The organism is Streptomyces sp. PA03-6a, assembly GCF_033792765.1.
Taxonomy (GTDB): domain Bacteria; phylum Actinomycetota; class Actinomycetes; order Streptomycetales; family Streptomycetaceae; genus Actinacidiphila.
On the sequence record NZ_JARAVK010000195.1, the window covers coordinates 1 to 17500 of the forward strand.

Genomic DNA, 17500 nt, shown 5'->3' on the forward strand with positions numbered 1-17500 from the left:
GAGGCGGGCGCGGGCGGCCGGGGGCAGGAAGGCGCCCGCGAGGAGTTCGCCGAGGACGGTGCCGACGGGCATCGCGGCCATGAAGAGGCCGAGGCCCGGGGTGCCGGCGCCGATGGAGTCGGTGTACGGGGCCGCGAGCGCCTCCGGGAACACCACGAAGAACGGCTGGATCCAGCAGAGCAGCAGCAGGGACCGCACCCGGGGGTCCCGCAGCAGACGGCCGCTGCCGCCGGCGGAGCGCGCCGCGCCGCCGCCGCGTGCGGGGCGCCGCGCGGTGCCGAGGCGCAGCAGCAGGGCGGAGCCCAGGAAGGCCGCCACGGTGATCGCCAGCGCGGCCCGGGGCGGCAGGAGGACCAGCAGGAACCCGCCGACGCCGAAGCCCACGATCTGCGCGCCCTGGGCGACCATGCGGATCAGGGACCGGCCCAGCACGAAGGTGTCGCCGGGCAGGATGTCGGCCAGGCTCGCGGCCCGGGTGCCGGTGAACACCGGGGCGATCATCGCCATCACGCACCGCAGGCCGAGCAGGACCGCGATCGGTGTCCCGGGCAGCACCATCCCGGCCGCGCACGCCGCGCACAGCAGGTCGCACACGACGAGCACCCGGCGCGGCGGGAAGCGGTCGGAGATCCCGGCGAGCAGGGTGCCGCTGAGCGCGTACGGCACGAAGCCGAGTGCGAAGGTGAGCGCGGTCAGCAGCGGCGACCCGGTGAGCCGGAACACCAGCACGGACAGCGCGATCTCGGCGACCACGGTGCCCTGGAGCGACAGTACGTGTGCCGCGAAGACCGCCCGGAACTCCCGTACGGCGAAGACCGCGCGGTAGCCGCGCCCGGCGGCCGGGCCCGCCGCGGTGGTGTCGGTGTTCAGCGTCATGGGCGCAGCCTGGCGGCCCGGACGGGGCACGCCGTAGTGTTTCGGCTCCAGCCGAAAGTCGAGGAGCAGGGGTCCGCCGTGCCGTTCCGTATGCGCTTCGGACCGGACGACCTGCTGCGCTGCCGGTTCGCGGTCTCCCCGCTGTGGGAGACCGAGGGGGCCGTCCGCACCCTGAAGGAGCCCGGGCTGCAGACGTACCACGTGCCGTGGCTGCGGCAGACCCGTGAGGCGGCCCGGGCACTCGACCTCACACCGTTGTGGCTGCTGATGCCCCGCCCCGGCCACAGCCCGGACTTCCTCTGCCCGCCCCCGCTGGGCCCGTCGGCGGCCATCGAGGACGAGCTCGCCCGGGTGCGGGCCACCGATCCGGAGGTCGCCCGGCAGGACATGGCCCGTTCGCTGGCGGACACCCCGGGCGCCGCCGGCAGCCCGCGCGGCCGGGCGATGCTGGCCGACCCGGCGCGCGCGGTGCGGGAACTGGCGGATCTGTACGAGCGGGCCTGGGAGACGCTGGTGGCGCCGTACTGGCCCCGGTTGCGTGCCGTGCTGGAGGCCGACATCGCCTTCCGCGCGCGCCGGCTGGCGGACGGCGGGCTGACGGGCCTCTTCGCCGACCTCCACCCCTCGCTGAGCTGGGCGGACGGCACCCTCACGCTGCACAAGCCGACGGAGCACGACCGGGACCTGGGCGGCGACGGCCTGGTCCTTGCGCCCAGCGTCTTCGTGTGGCCGGACCTCGCGGCGGGCTTCGACCCGCCCTGGCAGGGCACCGTCGTCTACCCGGCACGCGGCATCGGCGGCCTGTGGCAGACCCCGCAGGCCGCCTCCGAGGCCCTGGTGCGGCTGCTCGGCGCCAACCGGGCGGCCATCCTCGGCGGTCTGGGCGAGCCGGCGACCACGACCGCGCTCGCCCACCGGCACGGCCTCGCCGTGTCGTCGGTGTCGGCGCACCTGTCGGTCCTGCGGGACGCAGGGTTGCTCACCTCGCGCCGCTACGGCCACCAGGTGCTGTACGAGCGCACCCCGCTGGGCGGCGCGCTGGCCGGCGAGTGACCGCCGGGACGCGGAACGCCGCGGGGTGCGGAGCGGCTACTGCGCGAGGTACCGCTCGACGGTCTCCACCTTGGAGGTCAGCCCGTCGGTGACGCCGGGCCGGATGTCGGCCTTGAGGACCACCGAGACGCGCGGTGCCCGGGCCTCGACGGCTGCCACGGCGCGCTTGACGACGTCCATGACCTCGTCCCACTCACCCTCGACGGAGGTGAACATCGCGTCGGTGCGGTGGGGCAGCCCCGACTCGCGGACCACCCGGACCGCGTCGGCCACGTACGCGCCGACGTCCTCGCCGACGCCGAGCGGGGTGACGGAGAAGGCGACGATCATGCCTCGACCACGCCTTCCTTGAGCTCCTTGCGCGCGCGGGCGGCGATGACGCCGGCCTCGGCCTCGCGGCGGAGCCTGCGCTCGGCGAAGAAGCCGCCGGTGGGGAGGACGGAGAGCACGAAGTACAGCGCGGCGCGGCCGAGCGGCCACTTGGCGCGGTTCCAGGCGTCCAGCCAGAACAGGACGTAGAGGATGAAGAGGACGCCGTGGATGTACCCCATCGGCCGAACCGCGTCGAAGTCCGTGGTGCGCTTGAGCACCGAGCAGACCAGCAGGAGCAGGAAGGAGACCGCCTCTGGGGCGGAGACCAGGCGGAGCCGGTTCAGGGCGGAGGCGGCCTTGATGTCCACGGGACCTCACTATCGGGACAGGGACTGCGGCGGGCACGGGCACTGCGATCGGAGTGTTTGTGAACGCGATCACAAGTGTTCCGCCCATTATCACCCGGCCCTCCGGCCGCCCCGCCCCCGGGGCCCCCGGGGGAACAGGTGAACCATCGGCGCGCGGGACGCGTCCCCCTCCACGACGGAAGACGAACCGCCCTCTCGAGGAAGAAGCGGGATGAAGCTGGACTGGGACCGCCGGCACTGCGCCCGGCGCGGGCACATCACGTACGCGCCCGACGAGGCGCACCTGCGGGAGCGGCTGCGCGCCGACACCGCGCTGGGAGAGGTGTGGCGCTGCCTGCGCTGCGGCGACTTCGCCCTGGGTGCGCCGCACGGCTCGGGTCCGGCCGACCGGGCGCCCGAGGTGCCGCGCGGCCGGGCGCTGCGCGACCTGTTCATCCTGCGCTTCCTGGCGGTCGAGCGGCTGTTGCGGGGGGTGTTCATCGTCGTCGCGGCCTGGGCGGTGTGGCGGTTCAGCAACTCGCAGGACTCGGTGCGCCGGTTCTTCGAGGAGAACCTCACCGTCTTCCGCCCGGTCTTCCGGCACTTCCACTACGACCTCGACCACTCCCCCGTCGTGGACACCATCCGCCGCACCTTCGAGTACCGGCACTCGACGCTGCTGATCGTGGCGGGCGCGCTGCTCGCGTACGCGGTGATCGAGATCGTCGAGGCCGTCGGCCTGTGGGCGGCCAAGCGGTGGGCGGAGTACCTGACGGTGGTGGCGACCGCGGCCTTCCTGCCGCTGGAGGTCTGGGAGCTCACCGAGAAGGTGAGCTACCTCAAGATCGGCACGCTGGTCCTCAACGTCCTCGCCGTCCTCTACATCCTGCTCTCCAAGCGGCTGTTCGGGCTGCGCGGCGGTCACGCGGCCTTCGAGGCCGAGCGCCGCGGCGCCTCGCTGCTGGAGGTCGAGGAGGCGGCGGGAGCGCCGCACGGAACCACTGCACCCCATGTGACGAGGACCCTGGTGACGGGTTCCTCCCGGACGGATACGGTCTGACCCGTGGCTCAGTTTCGATTGCAGGGCAGCAAGGTGCTCGCCGTGGACATGGCCGGCGACGCCGTCAAGGCGAAGAACGGCTCGATGGTCGCGTACGACGGCCAGATGAGCTTCAAGAAGATGTCCGGGGGCGGTGAGGGCCTGCGCGGCATGGTCACCCGGCGGCTGACCGGGGAGTCGATGGAGGTCATGGAGGTGCGCGGGCAGGGCACCTGCTACTTCGCCGACCGCGCGAGCGAGATCAACCTCGTCCGCCTGAACGGGGAGAAGCTGTACGTCGAGGCCAGTAACCTGCTCGCCACCGAGGCGACGCTGCGCACCGGCACCACCTTCACCGGCCTGCGCGGTGCCTCGCAGGGCAACGGCCTGTTCACCACCACGGTGGAGGGCGTCGGCCAGGCGGCGATCACCTCCGACGGCCCGGCCGTGGTGCTGCGCGTCGCCCCCGGCCTGCCGCTGCAGGTGGACCCGGGCGCGTACGTGGCGCACACCGGCAACCTCCAGCAGCACTTCCAGGCCGGCATCAGCTGGCGGTCGGTGATCGGCGAGTCGGGCGGCGAGTCCTTCCAGATCCGCTTCGAGGGCGACGGCCTGGTGTACGTCCAGCCCAGCGAGCGCAACACCATCGGGGGGCAGGTCTGATGCCGTTCACCCGCGTCAACTCCAAGATGGTCGAGGCCCAGGTGCTGCCGGGCCAGCGGCTGTTCAGCCAGCGCGGCGCGATGCTGGCCTACCGGGGGAACGTGAGCTTCACCCCCAACGTGCAGGGCGGCCAGGGCGGCATCGGCTCGATGATCGGCCGCCGGCTCGCCAACGAGGCGACCCCGCTGATGACCGTCGAGGGCCACGGCTCGGTGATGTTCGGCCACGGCGGCCACCACGTGCACTGCGTCGACCTGACCGGCGACACCCTGTACGTCGAGGCGGACCGGCTGCTGGCCTTCGACGGCTCGCTGCGGCAGGGCACGATGTTCATGGGGTCCCAGGGCGGCGTCATGGGCGTCATCCGCGGCCAGGTCACCGGCCAGGGCCTGTTCACCACGACCCTGCAGGGGCACGGCGCGGTCGCGGTGATGGCCCACGGCGGCGTCATCGAGCTGCCGATCACCCCCCAGCGCCCGGTGCACGTCGACCCGCAGGCGTACGTCGCCCACCGCGGGGACGTCCGCAACAAGCTGTCCACCGCACTCGGCTGGCGCGACATGGTGGGCCGCGGTTCGGGTGAGGCGTTCCAGCTGGAGCTGTCGGGTCAGGGCACGGTCTACGTGCAGGCGAGTGAGGAGAAGCTGTGAGCACCGGACCCGTCGTCCACGACCCGTACACCCTGCCGGTCGACGACAACGTCAACCCCTACGCCTTCAGCGTCGACCTGAAAGGCCAGTGGTTCCTGCAGAAGGGGAAAATGATCGCCTACTACGGGCAGATCAGCTTCCACGGCATCGGCCACGGCGCCCTCGACGGGCTGATCCGCAGCAACTTCCACTCCCCGCTGCACGCCGCGGACTGGGTGGTCGCCGAGGGCCAGGGCAAGATGATCCTCGCCGACCGGGCGTTCGACGTGAACTCCTTCGACCTGGAGGACGGCAACCTGACCATCCGGTCGGGCAACCTGCTGGCCTTCCAGCCGGGCCTGTCGCTCAAGCAGTCGATCATCCCGGGCTTCCTCACCCTGATCGGCACGGGGAGGTTCGTGGCGGCCTCCAACGGCGCCGTGCACTTCGTCGAACCCCCGGTCCGCGTGGACCCCCAGGCCCTGGTGGGATGGGCGGACTGCCCCTCCCCCTGCCACCATTACGACCACGGGTACATGCGCGGCGTACTGGGCGGCCTGCGGGCGCTGACCGGGGTCGGCGGCACCTCGGGCGAGGAGCACCAGTTCGAGTTCGTCGGCGCGGGGCAGGTACTGCTCCAGTCGAGCGAGGTCCTCATGCCCGAGCAGGCCACGGGCGCGGTCCCGCACGAGGCCGGCGTCCCGGGCGGCGGAGCGGGCGCCCCGGGCATGCCGCAGGGCGTGCCGAGGCTCCCGGGACAGCTCGGGGACCTGCAGCGCCGCTTCGGTCTGTGAACCTACCGACACGTATCGGGACCCCAAATAATCCGGATTTCAACTTTCTGGGTATAATTCCATCATGGAGACAGAGACCGGCACCCTTTGGCTGACCGCCGACGAGCAGCGCACCTGGCGCATCCACCTGGAGGTCAGCAAGTTGCTGACCCACCAGCTCGAACGGGACCTGCAGCCGTACGGTCTGACGTACAACGACTACGAGATCCTGGTAAACCTCTCGGAGTCGCCCGAGCACCGCATGCGGATGAGCGACCTGGCCCGCGCCACCCTGCAGTCCAAGAGCCGGCTGTCCCACCAGATCAGCCGGATGGAGACCGCGGGCCTGGTCCGCCGCGAGAACTGCGAGTCCGACCGGCGCGGGCTGTTCGCCGTCCTCACCGAGGACGGCTGGGAGACCATGCGCAAGGTCGCCCCGCACCACGTCGTCGCCGTCCGGGAGCACTTCATCGACCTGCTCCCGGCCGAGGACCTGGCAGCACTGCGCAAGGCCCTCCACCCCGTCGCGGACCACCTGCGCGCGGTGCGCGGCAAGGCCTGACCCACCCGGCGGCCGGCCCGTTCGCCCGCGCCCTGAGGCCCGCGCCCCAGGACGCGGGCCTCAGGCCTGCTCGGTGAGGCCGGCGACCAGTTCGTCGGCGGCGGCGTACGGGTCCAGCTCGCCGGCGACGATGCGCTCGGCGAGCGCGCCGAGGCGGCGGTCGCCGTGGAGGTCGCCGATGCGCTCGCGCAGCGTGGTGACGGCGATGTGCTCGACCTCCAGGGCCGCGCGGCGCAGCCGGCGCTCCGCCAGCACGCCGTGCTCCTCCATCCAGGCGCGGTGCTTCTCCAGGGCCTCGACCACCTCGTCGATGCCCTCGCCGCGGGCGGCGACCGTCTTGACGATCGGGGGGCGCCAGTCGCCCGGCCCGCGAGCCTCGCCCAGGCCCAGCATGTGGTTGAGCTCGCGGGCGGTCGCCTCGGCACCGTCCCGGTCGGCCTTGTTGACGACGTACACGTCGCCGATCTCGAGGATGCCGGCCTTCGCCGCCTGGATGCCGTCGCCCATACCCGGCGCGAGCAGCACCACGCAGGTGTCGGCCTGGGCGGCGATCTCCACCTCGGACTGGCCGACGCCGACGGTCTCCACCAGGATCACGTCGCAGCCGGCCGCGTCGAGCACGCGGATCGCCTGCGGCGCGGCCCAGGCCAGACCGCCCAGGTGGCCGCGGGTGGCCATGGAGCGGATGTAGACGCCGGGGTCGGAGGCGTGGTCGCTCATCCGGACCCGGTCACCGAGCAGGGCTCCCCCGCTGAACGGCGAGGAGGGGTCCACGGCCAGCACCCCGACCCGCTTCCCGGCCCGCCGGTACGCCGAGACCAGCGCGGACGTCGACGTGGACTTGCCGACGCCCGGCGAGCCGGTCAGGCCGACCACGTACGCGCCACCGGTCAGCGGCGCGAGCGCGGCCATCACCTCCCGCAGCTGCGGGGACGCCCCCTCCACCAGTGAGATCAGCCGGGCGACCGCCCGCGGGCGGCCCTGCCGTGCCTGCTCCACCAGGGTGGGGACGTCCATCGCTGTGCTCCTCTTGTTTCAAGGCTCGGTTCGCCTCCGGGGCGCTCGGAGCACCCGCCGACAGTCGATCATGCTCGGTCCCTCGTTCCTCGGGACCTCCGCGTGTTCTCCTTTTCGGCGGGCGCCGCGCCCCTTCGGCTCACTCGCCCACAGGTCGTGTTACTTGCCCGGAACGCGGATGATCAGGGCGTCGCCCTGGCCGCCGCCGCCGCACAGGGCCGCCGCGCCCACGCCGCCGCCGCGGCGCTTCAGCTCCAGGGCGAGGTGCAGGACGATACGGGCGCCGGACATGCCGATCGGGTGACCGAGGGCGATGGCGCCGCCGTTGACGTTCACCTTTTCAGGTGTCACGCCCAGGTCCTTCATTGACTGCACGGACACCGCCGCGAAGGCCTCGTTGATCTCGATCAGGTCCAGGTCGCCGACGGACAGCCCCTCCTTCTTCAGGGCGTGCGCGATGGCGTTGGACGGCTGCGACTGCAGCGAGTTGTCCGGGCCGGCCACGTTGCCGTGGGCGCCGATCTCGGCGATCCACTCCAGGCCCAGCTCCTCGGCCTTGGCCTTGCTCATCACGACCACCGCGGCGGCGCCGTCGGAGATCTGCGAGGAGGTGCCCGCGGTGATCGTGCCCTCCTTGCTGAAGGCGGGGCGCAGCTTGGCCAGCGACTCGGCCGTGGTCTCCGCGCGGATGCCCTCGTCCTTGGCGAAGACCACCGGCTCGCCCTTGCGCTGCGGGATCTCCACCGGGGTGATCTCGGCCTCGAACAGGCCGTTCTTCTGCGCGGCGGCCGCCCGCTGGTGGGAGAGCGCGGCGATCTCGTCCTGCTCGGCGCGGCCGATGCCCAGGCGCGTGTTGTGCTTCTCGGTGGACTCGCCCATGGCGATGTTCTCGAAGGCGTCGGTGAGACCGTCGTACGCCATGGCGTCCAGCATCTGGACGGCGCCGTACTTGAAGCCTTCGCGGGACTTCGGCAGCAGGTGCGGGGCGTTGGTCATCGACTCCTGGCCGCCGGCCACGACGACGTCGAACTCACCCGCCCGGATCAACTGGTCGGCGAGGGCGATGGCGTCCAGACCGGACAGGCAGACCTTGTTGATCGTCAGCGCCGGCACGCTCATCGGGATGCCGGCCTTGACCGCGGCCTGACGGGCCGGGATCTGCCCGGCACCCGCCTGGAGCACCTGGCCCATGATCACGTACTGCACCTGGTCGCCGCCGATGCCGGCCCGGTCCAGGGCGGCCTTGATGGCGACGGCACCGAGTTCGGCGCCGGAGAAGGTGCGCAGCGAGCCGAGCAGCCGGCCCATGGGAGTGCGCGCACCCGCGACGATCACGGACGTTCGTGCCTGGCTGGTCATGACGCGGCCCCTTTGCACGGAGGGAAGGTTAACGATGGTTTTCGAGGGTGCTGTCAATGTACTGAGGGGTGGAGCCGGCGGTCACCCGGCAGACGGTGTGATCGCGCGCACGTTGCGTGACCATGCCGACCGGCGGTCCACTGGAGTCATGCTGACGCGAATCGACCACATCGGCATCGCCTGCTTCGACCTCGACAAGACCGTCGAGTTCTACCGTGCCACCTACGGCTTCGAGGTGTTCCACACCGAGGTGAACGAGGAACAGGGCGTGCGCGAGGCCATGCTCAAGATCAACGAGACCTCCGACGGCGGGGCCTCCTACCTCCAGCTGCTGGAGCCCACCCGCGAGGACTCCACCGTCGCCAAGTGGCTGGCCAAGAACGGAGAGGGGGTGCACCATATCGCCTTCGGGACCGAGGACGTCGACGGGGACGCGGCGGCCGTCCGCGACAAGGGCGTGCGGGTGCTCTACGACAGCCCGCGCACGGGTTCCATGGGGTCGCGGATCACCTTCCTGCACCCCAAGGACTGCCATGGTGTGCTCACCGAGCTCGTCACCTCGGCCAAGGACCACTGACCGGAGACGACTCGCCCCGGTAGAGTGGCCTGGCGACCCCGGGGTGGGCTGGGGTACCTGCCCGCGCTTCGGCGTGGGATCGGACACAATTCTCCGCAAGGCCCCGCGGTAAACGGGGCCCCGGGGAATCTCACTCGGTTGGCGGGTGGGTACACCAGGAGACGGATGGGACCGCGGAGTGCGGGGCTACGACCGCTACGAGGTTGAGGACGACCACCTCTCGCAGTTCGAGGCCGAGATGGAGCGGCTTCGTAAGGAGCGGGACAAGGTCGTCCAGCATGCCGACGACCTCGGCTACCAGGTCGAGGTGCTGCGCGCCAAGCTGCACGAGGCGCGCCGTAACCTCGCGACGCGCCCTGCCTACGACAACCTCGGCCACCAGGCCGACCAGTTGCTGCGCAACGCCCAGATCCAGGCCGACCAGCTGCGCGCCGACGCCGAGCGGGAGCTGCGCGAGGCGCGCGCGGCCACCCAGCGGCTGCTCCAGGAGCAGGCCGAGCACCAGGCCCGGGTGGAGGCCGAGTGGCACGCCGAGGCCGTCGCCCGGCGCCGGCGGCTGGACGAGGAACTGGCCGATCGCCGCACCAACGTCGAGAGCCACGTCAACGAGAACGTGGCCTGGGCCGAGCAGCTGCGTGCCCGCGCCGAGTCGCAGGCGCGCCGGCTCATGGAGGAGACCCGCGCGGAGTCGGAGGCCGCGCTGGCCGCCGCCCGCGCCGAGGCCCAGCGCATCGCCGAGGGCGCCCGCGACCGGCTGGAGTCGGAGTCCACGACCGCCCGCGCCGAGGCCGACCAGTTGCTGCGCCGTGCCCGCGCGGACGCCGAGCGGCTGCTGAACGCCGCGGCCAGCCAGGCCCAGGAGGCCACCACCCAGGCCGAGCAGCTGCGCGCCTCCACCCAGAGCGACACCGACAACGCCCGCACCCAGGCCGGCGAGCTCTCCCGCTCCGCCGAGGAGAAGCTGCGCGAGGCCCAGGAGAAGCTGCGCGAGGCGCAGAGCGAGTCCGACCGGCTGCGCGAGGAGGCCGCGGCCAACGCCGCCAAGCGGCTGGCCACCGTCGACGCCGACAACGAGCAGCGCACCCGTACGGCCAGGGCCGAGGTGGCCCGGCTGGTCGCCGAGGCCACCAAGGAGGCGGAGGCCGCCAAGGCCGAGGCCGAGCAGATCCTCGCCGACGCCAGGACCGAGGCCGAACGGCTGCACAGCCAGGCCCAGGAGACCGCCAAGTCCGAGGCGGCCGAGGACGCGGCGGCGGCCCTCGCCAAGGCGGCCCGCACCGCCGAGGAGGTCCTCAACAAGGCCACCGAGGACGCCCGTGCCACCACCCGCGCGGCGAGCGAGGAGGCCGAGCGCATCCGCCGCGAGGCGGAGACCGAGGCGGACCGGCTGCGCGGCCAGGCCGAGGAGTCGGCCGAGGAGCTGCTCGGCACCGCCAAGGACGACACCAAGGAGTACCGCGCCAAGACGGTCGAGCTGCAGGAGGAGGCCCGCAGGCTGCGCGGCGAGGCCGAGCAGCTGCGCGCCGAGGCGGTCGCCGAGGGCGAGCGCATCCGCGGCGAGGCGCGGCGCGAGGCCGTGCAGCAGATCGAGGAGGCGGCCCGGTCCGCCGAGGAGCTGCTGACCAAGGCGAAGGCCGAGGCCGCGGAGCACCGGCAGAAGGCGACCGTCGACTCCGAGAAGGCCCGTACCGAGGCGATCGAGCGCGCCGCGGGGCTGCGCAGGCAGGCCGACGAGCTGCTGGAGCGCGCCCGGGGCGAGGCCGAGCAGGTGCGCACCGAGGCCGAGCAGCAGGCCGAGCAGGTACGGGAGGACGCCGAGGGCGCCGGCCAGGTGCTGCGCGAGGAGGCCGAACGCGCCGCCCAGCGGCTGCGCGACGACGCCGAGGCCGATCTGGTCCGGCTGCGCGAGGAGGCCGAGCGCCGCATCACCGCGGCCGAGGAGGCGCTGCGCGAGGCCCGCACCGAGGCGGAACGGCTGCGCCGCGAGACCGCCGAGGAGGCGGCCACGCTGCGCACGGAGGTCGCCGAGCGCGTCAGGGCGCTGCAGGAGCAGGCCGAGCAGGAGACGGTGCGGCTGCGGGACGAGGCCGCGGCCGACGCGTCGCAGACCCGGGCCGAGGCCGAGCAGCTCGCCGTCCGGCTGCGCGGTGACGCCGCCGCCGAGGCCGAGCAGTTGCGCACCGAGGCGCAGGAGACCGCCGACCGCCTCCGCTCGGAGGCGCAGGAGACCGCGGGACGGTTGCGGGCCGAGGCGGCCGAGGCGCTGTCCGCCGCCCAGGAGGAGGCCGCACGCCGCCGCCGGGAGGCCGAGGAGCTGCTGGCCGCGGCCCGCGGCGAGGCGGAGCAGGAGCGCGCCCAGGCCGGTCGTGAGGGCGAGGAGCTGCTGGCGGCCGCCCGCAAGCGGGTGGAGGAGGCCGGCGCCGAGGCGGAACGGCTGGTCGCCGAGGCCGAGCGGCACGCCGCCGAGCTGGTCGGCGCGGCCGAGCAGACCGCCCAGCAGGTGCGGGACTCGGTCAACGGGCTGCACGAGCAGGCCGAGGAGGAGATCGCCGGGCTGCGCTCGGCGGCCGAGCACGCCGCGGAACGCCTGCAGTCCGAGGCCCAGGATGCCGCGGACCGGCTGCACGCGGACGCCAACGCCGAGCGCGAGCGCGCCACCGAGGACGCCCAGCGGCTGCGGCGCGAGTCGCAGGAGGAGGCCGAGGAGGCCCGGCAGCTCGCCGACCGCACGGTCGGCGAGGCGATCGAGGAGGCCGACCGGCTGCGGGTGGAGACCCGCGACGAGTCCAACCGGCAGCGGGTGGAGGCCGCGGAACAGGCCGACCGGCTGCTCACCGAGGCGATCGAGGAGGCCGACCGGCTCCGCGCCGACGCCGCCGCCCGGGCCGAGGAGACCGTGGGCAAGGCGCAGCGCGACGCCGAGCGGCTGGGCATCCTGGCCAAGGACGCCCTCGACTCCGCCGAGCGCGACGCCGAGGAGCGCCGCCGTGCGGCCGAGGAGTCGCTGGGCACCGCCGAGGCGGAGGCCCGCCGCATCCTCGACGAGGCGCGCGACGAGGCCAACAAGCGCCGCACGGAGGCGGCCCAGCAGGCCGACCAACTGATCACCAGGGCCCGCGCCGAGGCGGAGCGGCTGGGCATCCTCGCCAAGGACGCCCTCGACTCCGCCGAGCGCGACGCCGATGCGGCCCGCGCGGAGTCCGACCGGATCCGGGACGAGGCGCGCGAGGACGCCAACAAGCGCCGCGCCGAGGCCGCGGGGCAGGCGGACGAGCTCATCTCCCAGGCGCAGGGCGAGGCGCTCAAGATCGGCACCACCGCGGAGGAGCAGGCCGACACGATGGTCGGCGCCGCCCGCAAGGAGGCCGACCGGATCGTCGGCGAGGCCACCTCCGAGAGCAACGGCATGGTGGAGCGGGCCCGTACGGACGCCGACACGCTGCTGGAGGAGGCCCGCAGGGACGCCACCGCCATCCGCGAGCGCGCGGAGGAACTGCGGCAGCGCGTCGAGGCCGAGGTCGAGGAACTGCACGAGCGGGCCCGTAGCGAGTCGGCCGCCACGATGAAGTCGGCGGGCGAGCGGGTCGACAAGCTGGTCGAGGCCGCCACCGAGCAGCTGGAGAAGGCCGAGGCCAAGGCCCGCGAGCTGGTCACGGACGCCGAGGCCAGGGCCGAGGAGACCCGGTCCACCGCGAGCGCGGAGGCCAGCAAGGTCCGCATCGCCGCGGTGAAGAAGGCCGAGGAGCTGCTCAAGGGGGCCGAGCAGAAGAAGAACGACACGGAGCGCGACGCGGAGCGGGTGCGGAGCGAGGCCCGCGTCGAGGCCGAGCGCATCGTGACCGAAGGCAAGAAGGAGCTCGAGGTGCTGAGCCGGCGCCGCCAGGACATCAACGCGGAGATCACCCGCGTGCAGGATGTCCTTGAGGCACTGGAGTCATTCCAGCAGCCGATCGACGGGGGAAAGAGCAACAGTCAGAACCCCACGCAGAACGGTAAGAACACGGTCACTGCAGGTGCAGCGGCCGGCACGACCCGGACAGGGAGCAAGCGGTCCGACGATGCGCCACTCGATTGAGCGGTCATTGTGCACAGTTACTGGACAGTGACTGTAGGACACGCCGCTTGGGCCCCTAGGATTCCCCCTATCACCCCACCCGGTCTGAATTGACAGGAACCCCATGAGCGACACTTCCTCCCCCTTCGGCTTCGAGCTCGTGCGGCGCGGATACGACCGCGGGCAGGTGGACGACCGCATCACCAAGCTCGTCGCCGACCGTGACAGTGCACTGGCCCGGATCAATGCGCTGGAGAAGCGCATCGAGGAACTCCACCTCGAGACCCAGAACGCGCAGGCGCAGGTCAACGACGCCGAGCCGTCGTACGCCGGTCTCGGCGCGCGGGTCGAGAAGATCCTCCGCCTCGCCGAGGAGGAGGCGAAGGACCTGCGCGAGGAGGCCCGCCGGGCCGCCGAGCAGCACCGCGAGCTGGCCGAGTCCGCCGCCACCCAGGTGCGCAACGACGCCGAGTCCTACGCCGCCGAGCGCAAGACCAAGGCCGAGGACGAGGGCGAGCGCATCGTCGAGAAGGCCAAGGGTGAGGCCGGCCAGCTGCGCGCCGACGCGCAGAAGGACGCGCAGGCCAAGCGCGAGGAGGCGGACGCCCTCTTCGAGGAGACCCGCGCCAAGGCGGCCCAGGCCGCGGCCGACTTCGAGACCAACCTGGCCAAGCGCCGCGAGCAGTCCGAGCGTGACCTGGCGTCCCGTCAGGCCAAGGCCGAGAAGCGCCTCGCCGAGATCGAGCACCGCGCCGAGCAGCTCCGCCTGGAGGCCGAGAAGCTGCGCACCGACGCCGAGCGCCGCGCCCGCCAGACGGTGGAGACCGCGCAGCGTCAGGCCGAGGACATCGTGGCCGACGCGAACGCCAAGGCGGACCGCATCCGCAGCGAATCCGAGCGCGAGCTGGCGGCGCTCACCAACCGCCGCGACAGCATCAACGCCCAGCTGACCAACGTCCGCGAGATGCTGGCCACGCTGACCGGTGCGGCGGTCGCCGCGGCCGGCGCCCCCGCCGACGACGAGCCCGTCTCGCGCGGCGTCCCGGCCCAGCGCTGACGTCCCACCGGTCTTCCGGAGCACATCGAGCCCCCTGTCCCCTCGGCAGGGGGCTCGGTCGTGTGCGGGAGCGCAAACGGGGGCGTGAATTCCGCGTGCATCGCGCGCCGCGGCCAAATAGTGTATGCGGCATGATCGAGCTGCAGGGGCTGACCAAGCGGTACGGCGACAAGACCGCGGTGGACGACCTCACCTTCACGGTGCGGCCGGGGGTGGTCACCGGCTTCCTCGGCCCCAACGGGGCGGGCAAGTCGACGACGATGCGCATGATGCTGGACCTGGACAATCCGACCAGCGGCAGCATCCGCATCGACGGCAAGCACTACCGCGAACTCCACGAACCGCTCAAGCACATCGGGGCGTTGCTCGAGGCCAAGGCCATCCACGGCGGCCGCACGGCGTACAACCACCTGCTGTGCCTGGCCCAGTCCAACCGCATCCCGGCCCGCCGGGTCGACGAGGTGCTGGAGACCGTCGGTCTCGCGCCCGTCGCCAAGAAGCGTTCCAAGGGGTTCTCCCTCGGCATGGGACAGCGTCTCGGCATCGCCGCGGCGCTGCTCGGCGACCCCGAGATCCTGATGTTCGACGAGCCGGTCAACGGACTGGACCCGGAGGGCATCCACTGGATCCGCAACCTGATGAAGGGGCTGGCCGCGCAGGGCCGCACGGTCTTCGTCTCCAGCCACCTCATGAGCGAGATGGCGCTCACCGCCGAGCACCTGATCGTGATCGGCCGCGGCAAGCTGATGGCGGACACGACGATGGCGGACTTCATCGCCGAGAACTCCCGCTCCTACGTGCGCGTCCGCACCCCCGAGCCGGAGAAGCTCAGGGACGCGCTGGCGGCCGCGTCGATCACCGCGGTGGTCGACGACGAGGGCGCCTTCGAGATCGAGGGCGCGGAGTCCGCCAAGATCGGTGAACTCGCCGCCCGGCACCAGCTGGTGCTGCACGAGCTCAGCCCCCAGCAGGCCTCCCTGGAGCAGGCCTTCATGCAACTCACCGCCGAGTCGGTGGAGTACCACGCCGGTGGGGCGGCGGCGGAGGCCGGTGAGGCCGCGGCTCCCGCGCCCCAGTGGGGCGCCGCCTGGAACACGAACACCGGAAAGGAAGCCTGACATGGCAGCGACCACCGCTGTTCTGCAGTCGGAGTGGACCAAGGTCAGGACCGTCCGGTCGACCGTGTGGACGCTGGCGTCCGCCGCCGTGCTGACCATCGTCATCAGCGGTCTGTTCTGCCTGCTCTTCCGTACCCAGTGGGACACCATCGAAGAGGGCGCCCGCGCCCAGTTCGACGCCACCGCCCAGAGCCTGTCCGGTCTCTTCCTCGGTCAGCTCGCGCTGATCACCTTCGGCGTGCTGATCATCTCCAGCGAGTACAGCACGGGCATGATCAGGGCATCGCTCTCGGCGGTGCCGCAGCGTGCGACCTTCTACCTCTCCAAGGTCGCCGTCGCCGCCGGCATCACCTTCGTCCTCGGGGTGATCGTCAGCTTCGTCTCCTTCTTCATCGGGCAGGCCATCCTCGGCGGTGACCTCGCCACCTCGATCAGCGATCCGGGGGTGCTGCGCGCGGTCTTCGGCGCCGGCCTCTACATGACGCTGATGGTGCTCTTCGCGGTCGGCGTCGCAACGATGCTGCGCAGCCCGCTGGTCTCACTGGGCATCCTCATCCCCTTCTTCTTCCTGATCTCCGGGATCCTCTCGGCCGTGCCGGGCGCCAAGGAGGTGGCCCGGTACTTCCCGGACCAGGCCGGCAGCAAGATCATGCGGGCCACGATCGCCCCGGACGACCCCGCCCCGTACAGCGCGTGGGGCGGACTCGGCATCATGGCGCTGTGGGTGATCGTCGCGCTGATCGGCGGCTACGCGTTGCTGAAGAAGCGGGACGCCTGACCGCTCCCGGGCAATTCCGGCCTCACGGGGCGGGAACCGATCCCACCCCGCTAGCCTCCTAATCCTCATGGGGGCGAGCGCCGCCCCGCGGACAGTTCGTCGAGGGGCGGAGCATGATCGAGGCAGTCGGCCTCACCAAGACCTACGGCAGCAAGACGGCCGTGTACAACCTGTCCTTCCAGGTGCGGCCCGGCATGGTGACCGGCTTCCTGGGGCCCAACGGCTCCGGGAAGTCGACCACGATGCGGATGATCCTGGGCCTGGACACCCCCACGGCCGGACGCGTGACCGTCGGCGGACAGCCGTTCCGGCAGCTGCCCAACGCCCCGCGCCGGGTGGGCGCGCTGCTGGACGCCAAGGCCGTGCACGGCGGGCGCAGCGCGCGCCAGCACCTGCTGTGCCTGGCGCAGTTGTCCGGGATCCCGGCCCGCCGGGTGGACGAGGTGCTGGGCGTGGTGGGCCTGCAGGAGGTCGCGCGCAGGCGCTCCAAGGGCTTCTCGCTCGGCATGGGGCAGCGCCTCGGCATCGCAGCGGCGCTGCTGGGCGCCCCCGAGGTGCTGCTCTTCGACGAGCCGGTCAACGGTCTGGACCCGGAGGGCATCCACTGGGTGCGCCATCTGATGCGCAAGCTCGCCTCGGAGGGCCGTACGGTCTTCGTCTCCTCGCACCTGATGAGCGAGATGGCGCTGACCGCGGACCACCTGATCGTGATCGGCCGCGGGCAGCTGCTGGCCGACATGAGCGTCAAGGACTTCATCGCCCGCAACTCCACCGGCTTCGCCATGGTCCGCACCCCGGACGTGGCCGCGGACCGCGACAAGCTCACGAAGGCGCTGACCGAGGCGGGCGCGCAGGTGCAGCAGGAACAGGACGGCGCGCTGCGCGTGACCGGTCTCGAACTGCCGCGGATCAGCGACGTCGCCCACGAGTCCGAGGTGCGGCTGTGGGAGCTCTCGCCCCACCAGGCCTCGCTCGAGGAGGCCTACATGCGCCTCACCAACAGCGCCGTCGACTACCGCTCCACCGCCGACCCGCGGCAGGGCCTGCAGCAGCCCGGCGGTGCGCCGGCCCCCGGCGGCTGGGGCATGCCGCCACAGGCGCCGTACCCGCAGCCCGTCCCGCAGCAGCCGCCGTACGGGTACGGCCACGGGCAGCCGCAGCCGCAGCCCCCGGTGCAGCCGTACGCGGCGCCGACCGCGCCCGTGAACCCGTACGCGCAGCCGCCCGTGCCGCCCGCCGCACCCGTACCGCCGGCCGTGCCCGCCGCTCCCGCGGCTCCCGTCGCC

The 17500-nt window shown here is 72.5% G+C and carries 17 protein-coding genes; 12 read left to right on the forward strand and 5 right to left on the reverse strand.

Features of this window, described 5'->3' with window-relative positions:
• On the reverse strand, nucleotides 1-876 hold an 876-nt coding region (locus tag PV350_RS34005; protein WP_500337469.1), incomplete at its 3' end, for an MFS transporter.
• Between the two features lie 78 nt (nucleotides 877-954).
• Between PV350_RS34005 and PV350_RS34010 the strand changes: the two genes are divergently transcribed.
• A complete protein-coding gene (locus tag PV350_RS34010) occupies nucleotides 955-1929 on the forward strand; it encodes an ArsR/SmtB family transcription factor (RefSeq protein WP_499514064.1) in 975 nt (324 codons plus the stop codon).
• Between the two features lie 36 nt (nucleotides 1930-1965).
• Here the strand turns inward: PV350_RS34010 and PV350_RS34015 are convergent, their stop codons facing one another.
• Both PV350_RS34015 and PV350_RS34020 read right to left on the reverse strand, forming a co-directional pair.
• Nucleotides 1966-2259, reverse strand: a complete 294-nt coding sequence (locus PV350_RS34015) for an MTH1187 family thiamine-binding protein (protein ID WP_499514063.1) — start codon at nucleotides 2257-2259, stop codon at nucleotides 1966-1968.
• The gene (locus PV350_RS34020; protein WP_499514062.1) at nucleotides 2256-2609 is read right to left on the reverse strand and encodes a DUF3817 domain-containing protein; all 354 of its coding nucleotides are present in this window, start codon (nucleotides 2607-2609) and stop codon (nucleotides 2256-2258) included. Before PV350_RS34020 ends, PV350_RS34015 begins: the two co-directional genes overlap by 4 nt.
• A gap of 211 nt (nucleotides 2610-2820) precedes the next feature.
• On the opposite strand from PV350_RS34020, the gene PV350_RS34025 reads away from it, so the two are divergent.
• The 5 genes from PV350_RS34025 (at nucleotide 2821) to PV350_RS34045 (ending at nucleotide 6254) form a co-directional block, all read left to right on the forward strand.
• A complete protein-coding gene (locus PV350_RS34025) occupies nucleotides 2821-3648 on the forward strand; it encodes a DUF2127 domain-containing protein (protein ID WP_500337470.1) in 828 nt (275 codons plus the stop codon).
• Between the two features lie 3 nt (nucleotides 3649-3651).
• Complete coding sequence (locus tag PV350_RS34030) at nucleotides 3652-4290, forward strand: AIM24 family protein (protein WP_499514060.1); 639 nt, start codon at nucleotides 3652-3654, stop codon at nucleotides 4288-4290.
• The gene (locus PV350_RS34035; protein ID WP_499514059.1) at nucleotides 4290-4940 is read left to right on the forward strand and encodes an AIM24 family protein; all 651 of its coding nucleotides are present in this window, start codon (nucleotides 4290-4292) and stop codon (nucleotides 4938-4940) included. Before PV350_RS34030 ends, PV350_RS34035 begins: the two co-directional genes overlap by 1 nt.
• On the forward strand, nucleotides 4937-5713 hold the full coding sequence (locus tag PV350_RS34040) for an AIM24 family protein (protein WP_500337471.1): 777 nt from the start codon (nucleotides 4937-4939) through the stop codon (nucleotides 5711-5713). Before PV350_RS34035 ends, PV350_RS34040 begins: the two co-directional genes overlap by 4 nt.
• Before the next feature lie 64 nt (nucleotides 5714-5777).
• A complete protein-coding gene (locus PV350_RS34045) occupies nucleotides 5778-6254 on the forward strand; it encodes a MarR family winged helix-turn-helix transcriptional regulator (RefSeq protein ID WP_499514057.1) in 477 nt (158 codons plus the stop codon).
• Between the two features lie 60 nt (nucleotides 6255-6314).
• Here the strand turns inward: PV350_RS34045 and meaB are convergent, their stop codons facing one another.
• Together meaB and PV350_RS34055 are read right to left on the reverse strand one after the other, a co-directional pair.
• Entirely contained in the window at nucleotides 6315-7271 is a 957-nt protein-coding gene (gene meaB, locus PV350_RS34050) for a methylmalonyl Co-A mutase-associated GTPase MeaB (RefSeq protein ID WP_499514056.1), read from the reverse strand.
• 159 nt (nucleotides 7272-7430) lie between these two features.
• Nucleotides 7431-8606, reverse strand: coding sequence for an acetyl-CoA C-acetyltransferase (locus PV350_RS34055; RefSeq protein WP_499516951.1), 1176 nt, complete (start codon nucleotides 8604-8606; stop codon nucleotides 7431-7433).
• Between the two features lie 172 nt (nucleotides 8607-8778).
• Here PV350_RS34055 and mce point away from each other — a divergent pair, with 172 nt between their 5' ends.
• The 6 genes from mce to PV350_RS34085 all read left to right on the forward strand — a co-directional run.
• The gene (mce, locus tag PV350_RS34060; protein WP_361800906.1) at nucleotides 8779-9207 is read left to right on the forward strand and encodes a methylmalonyl-CoA epimerase; all 429 of its coding nucleotides are present in this window, start codon (nucleotides 8779-8781) and stop codon (nucleotides 9205-9207) included.
• Between the two features lie 178 nt (nucleotides 9208-9385).
• Nucleotides 9386-13282, forward strand: a complete 3897-nt coding sequence (gene scy, locus PV350_RS34065; RefSeq protein WP_500337473.1) for a polarized growth protein Scy — start codon at nucleotides 9386-9388, stop codon at nucleotides 13280-13282.
• A gap of 103 nt (nucleotides 13283-13385) precedes the next feature.
• On the forward strand, nucleotides 13386-14318 hold the full coding sequence (locus PV350_RS34070; RefSeq protein ID WP_018563504.1) for a coiled-coil domain-containing protein: 933 nt from the start codon (nucleotides 13386-13388) through the stop codon (nucleotides 14316-14318).
• A 131-nt stretch (nucleotides 14319-14449) separates the two neighbouring features.
• The gene (locus PV350_RS34075) at nucleotides 14450-15436 is read left to right on the forward strand and encodes an ABC transporter ATP-binding protein (RefSeq protein WP_499514054.1); all 987 of its coding nucleotides are present in this window, start codon (nucleotides 14450-14452) and stop codon (nucleotides 15434-15436) included.
• A gap of 1 nt (nucleotide 15437) precedes the next feature.
• Nucleotides 15438-16214, forward strand: coding sequence for an ABC transporter permease (locus PV350_RS34080; protein WP_499514053.1), 777 nt, complete (start codon nucleotides 15438-15440; stop codon nucleotides 16212-16214).
• A 113-nt stretch (nucleotides 16215-16327) separates the two neighbouring features.
• On the forward strand, nucleotides 16328-17500 hold a 1173-nt coding region (locus PV350_RS34085), incomplete at its 3' end, for an ABC transporter ATP-binding protein (protein ID WP_500337472.1).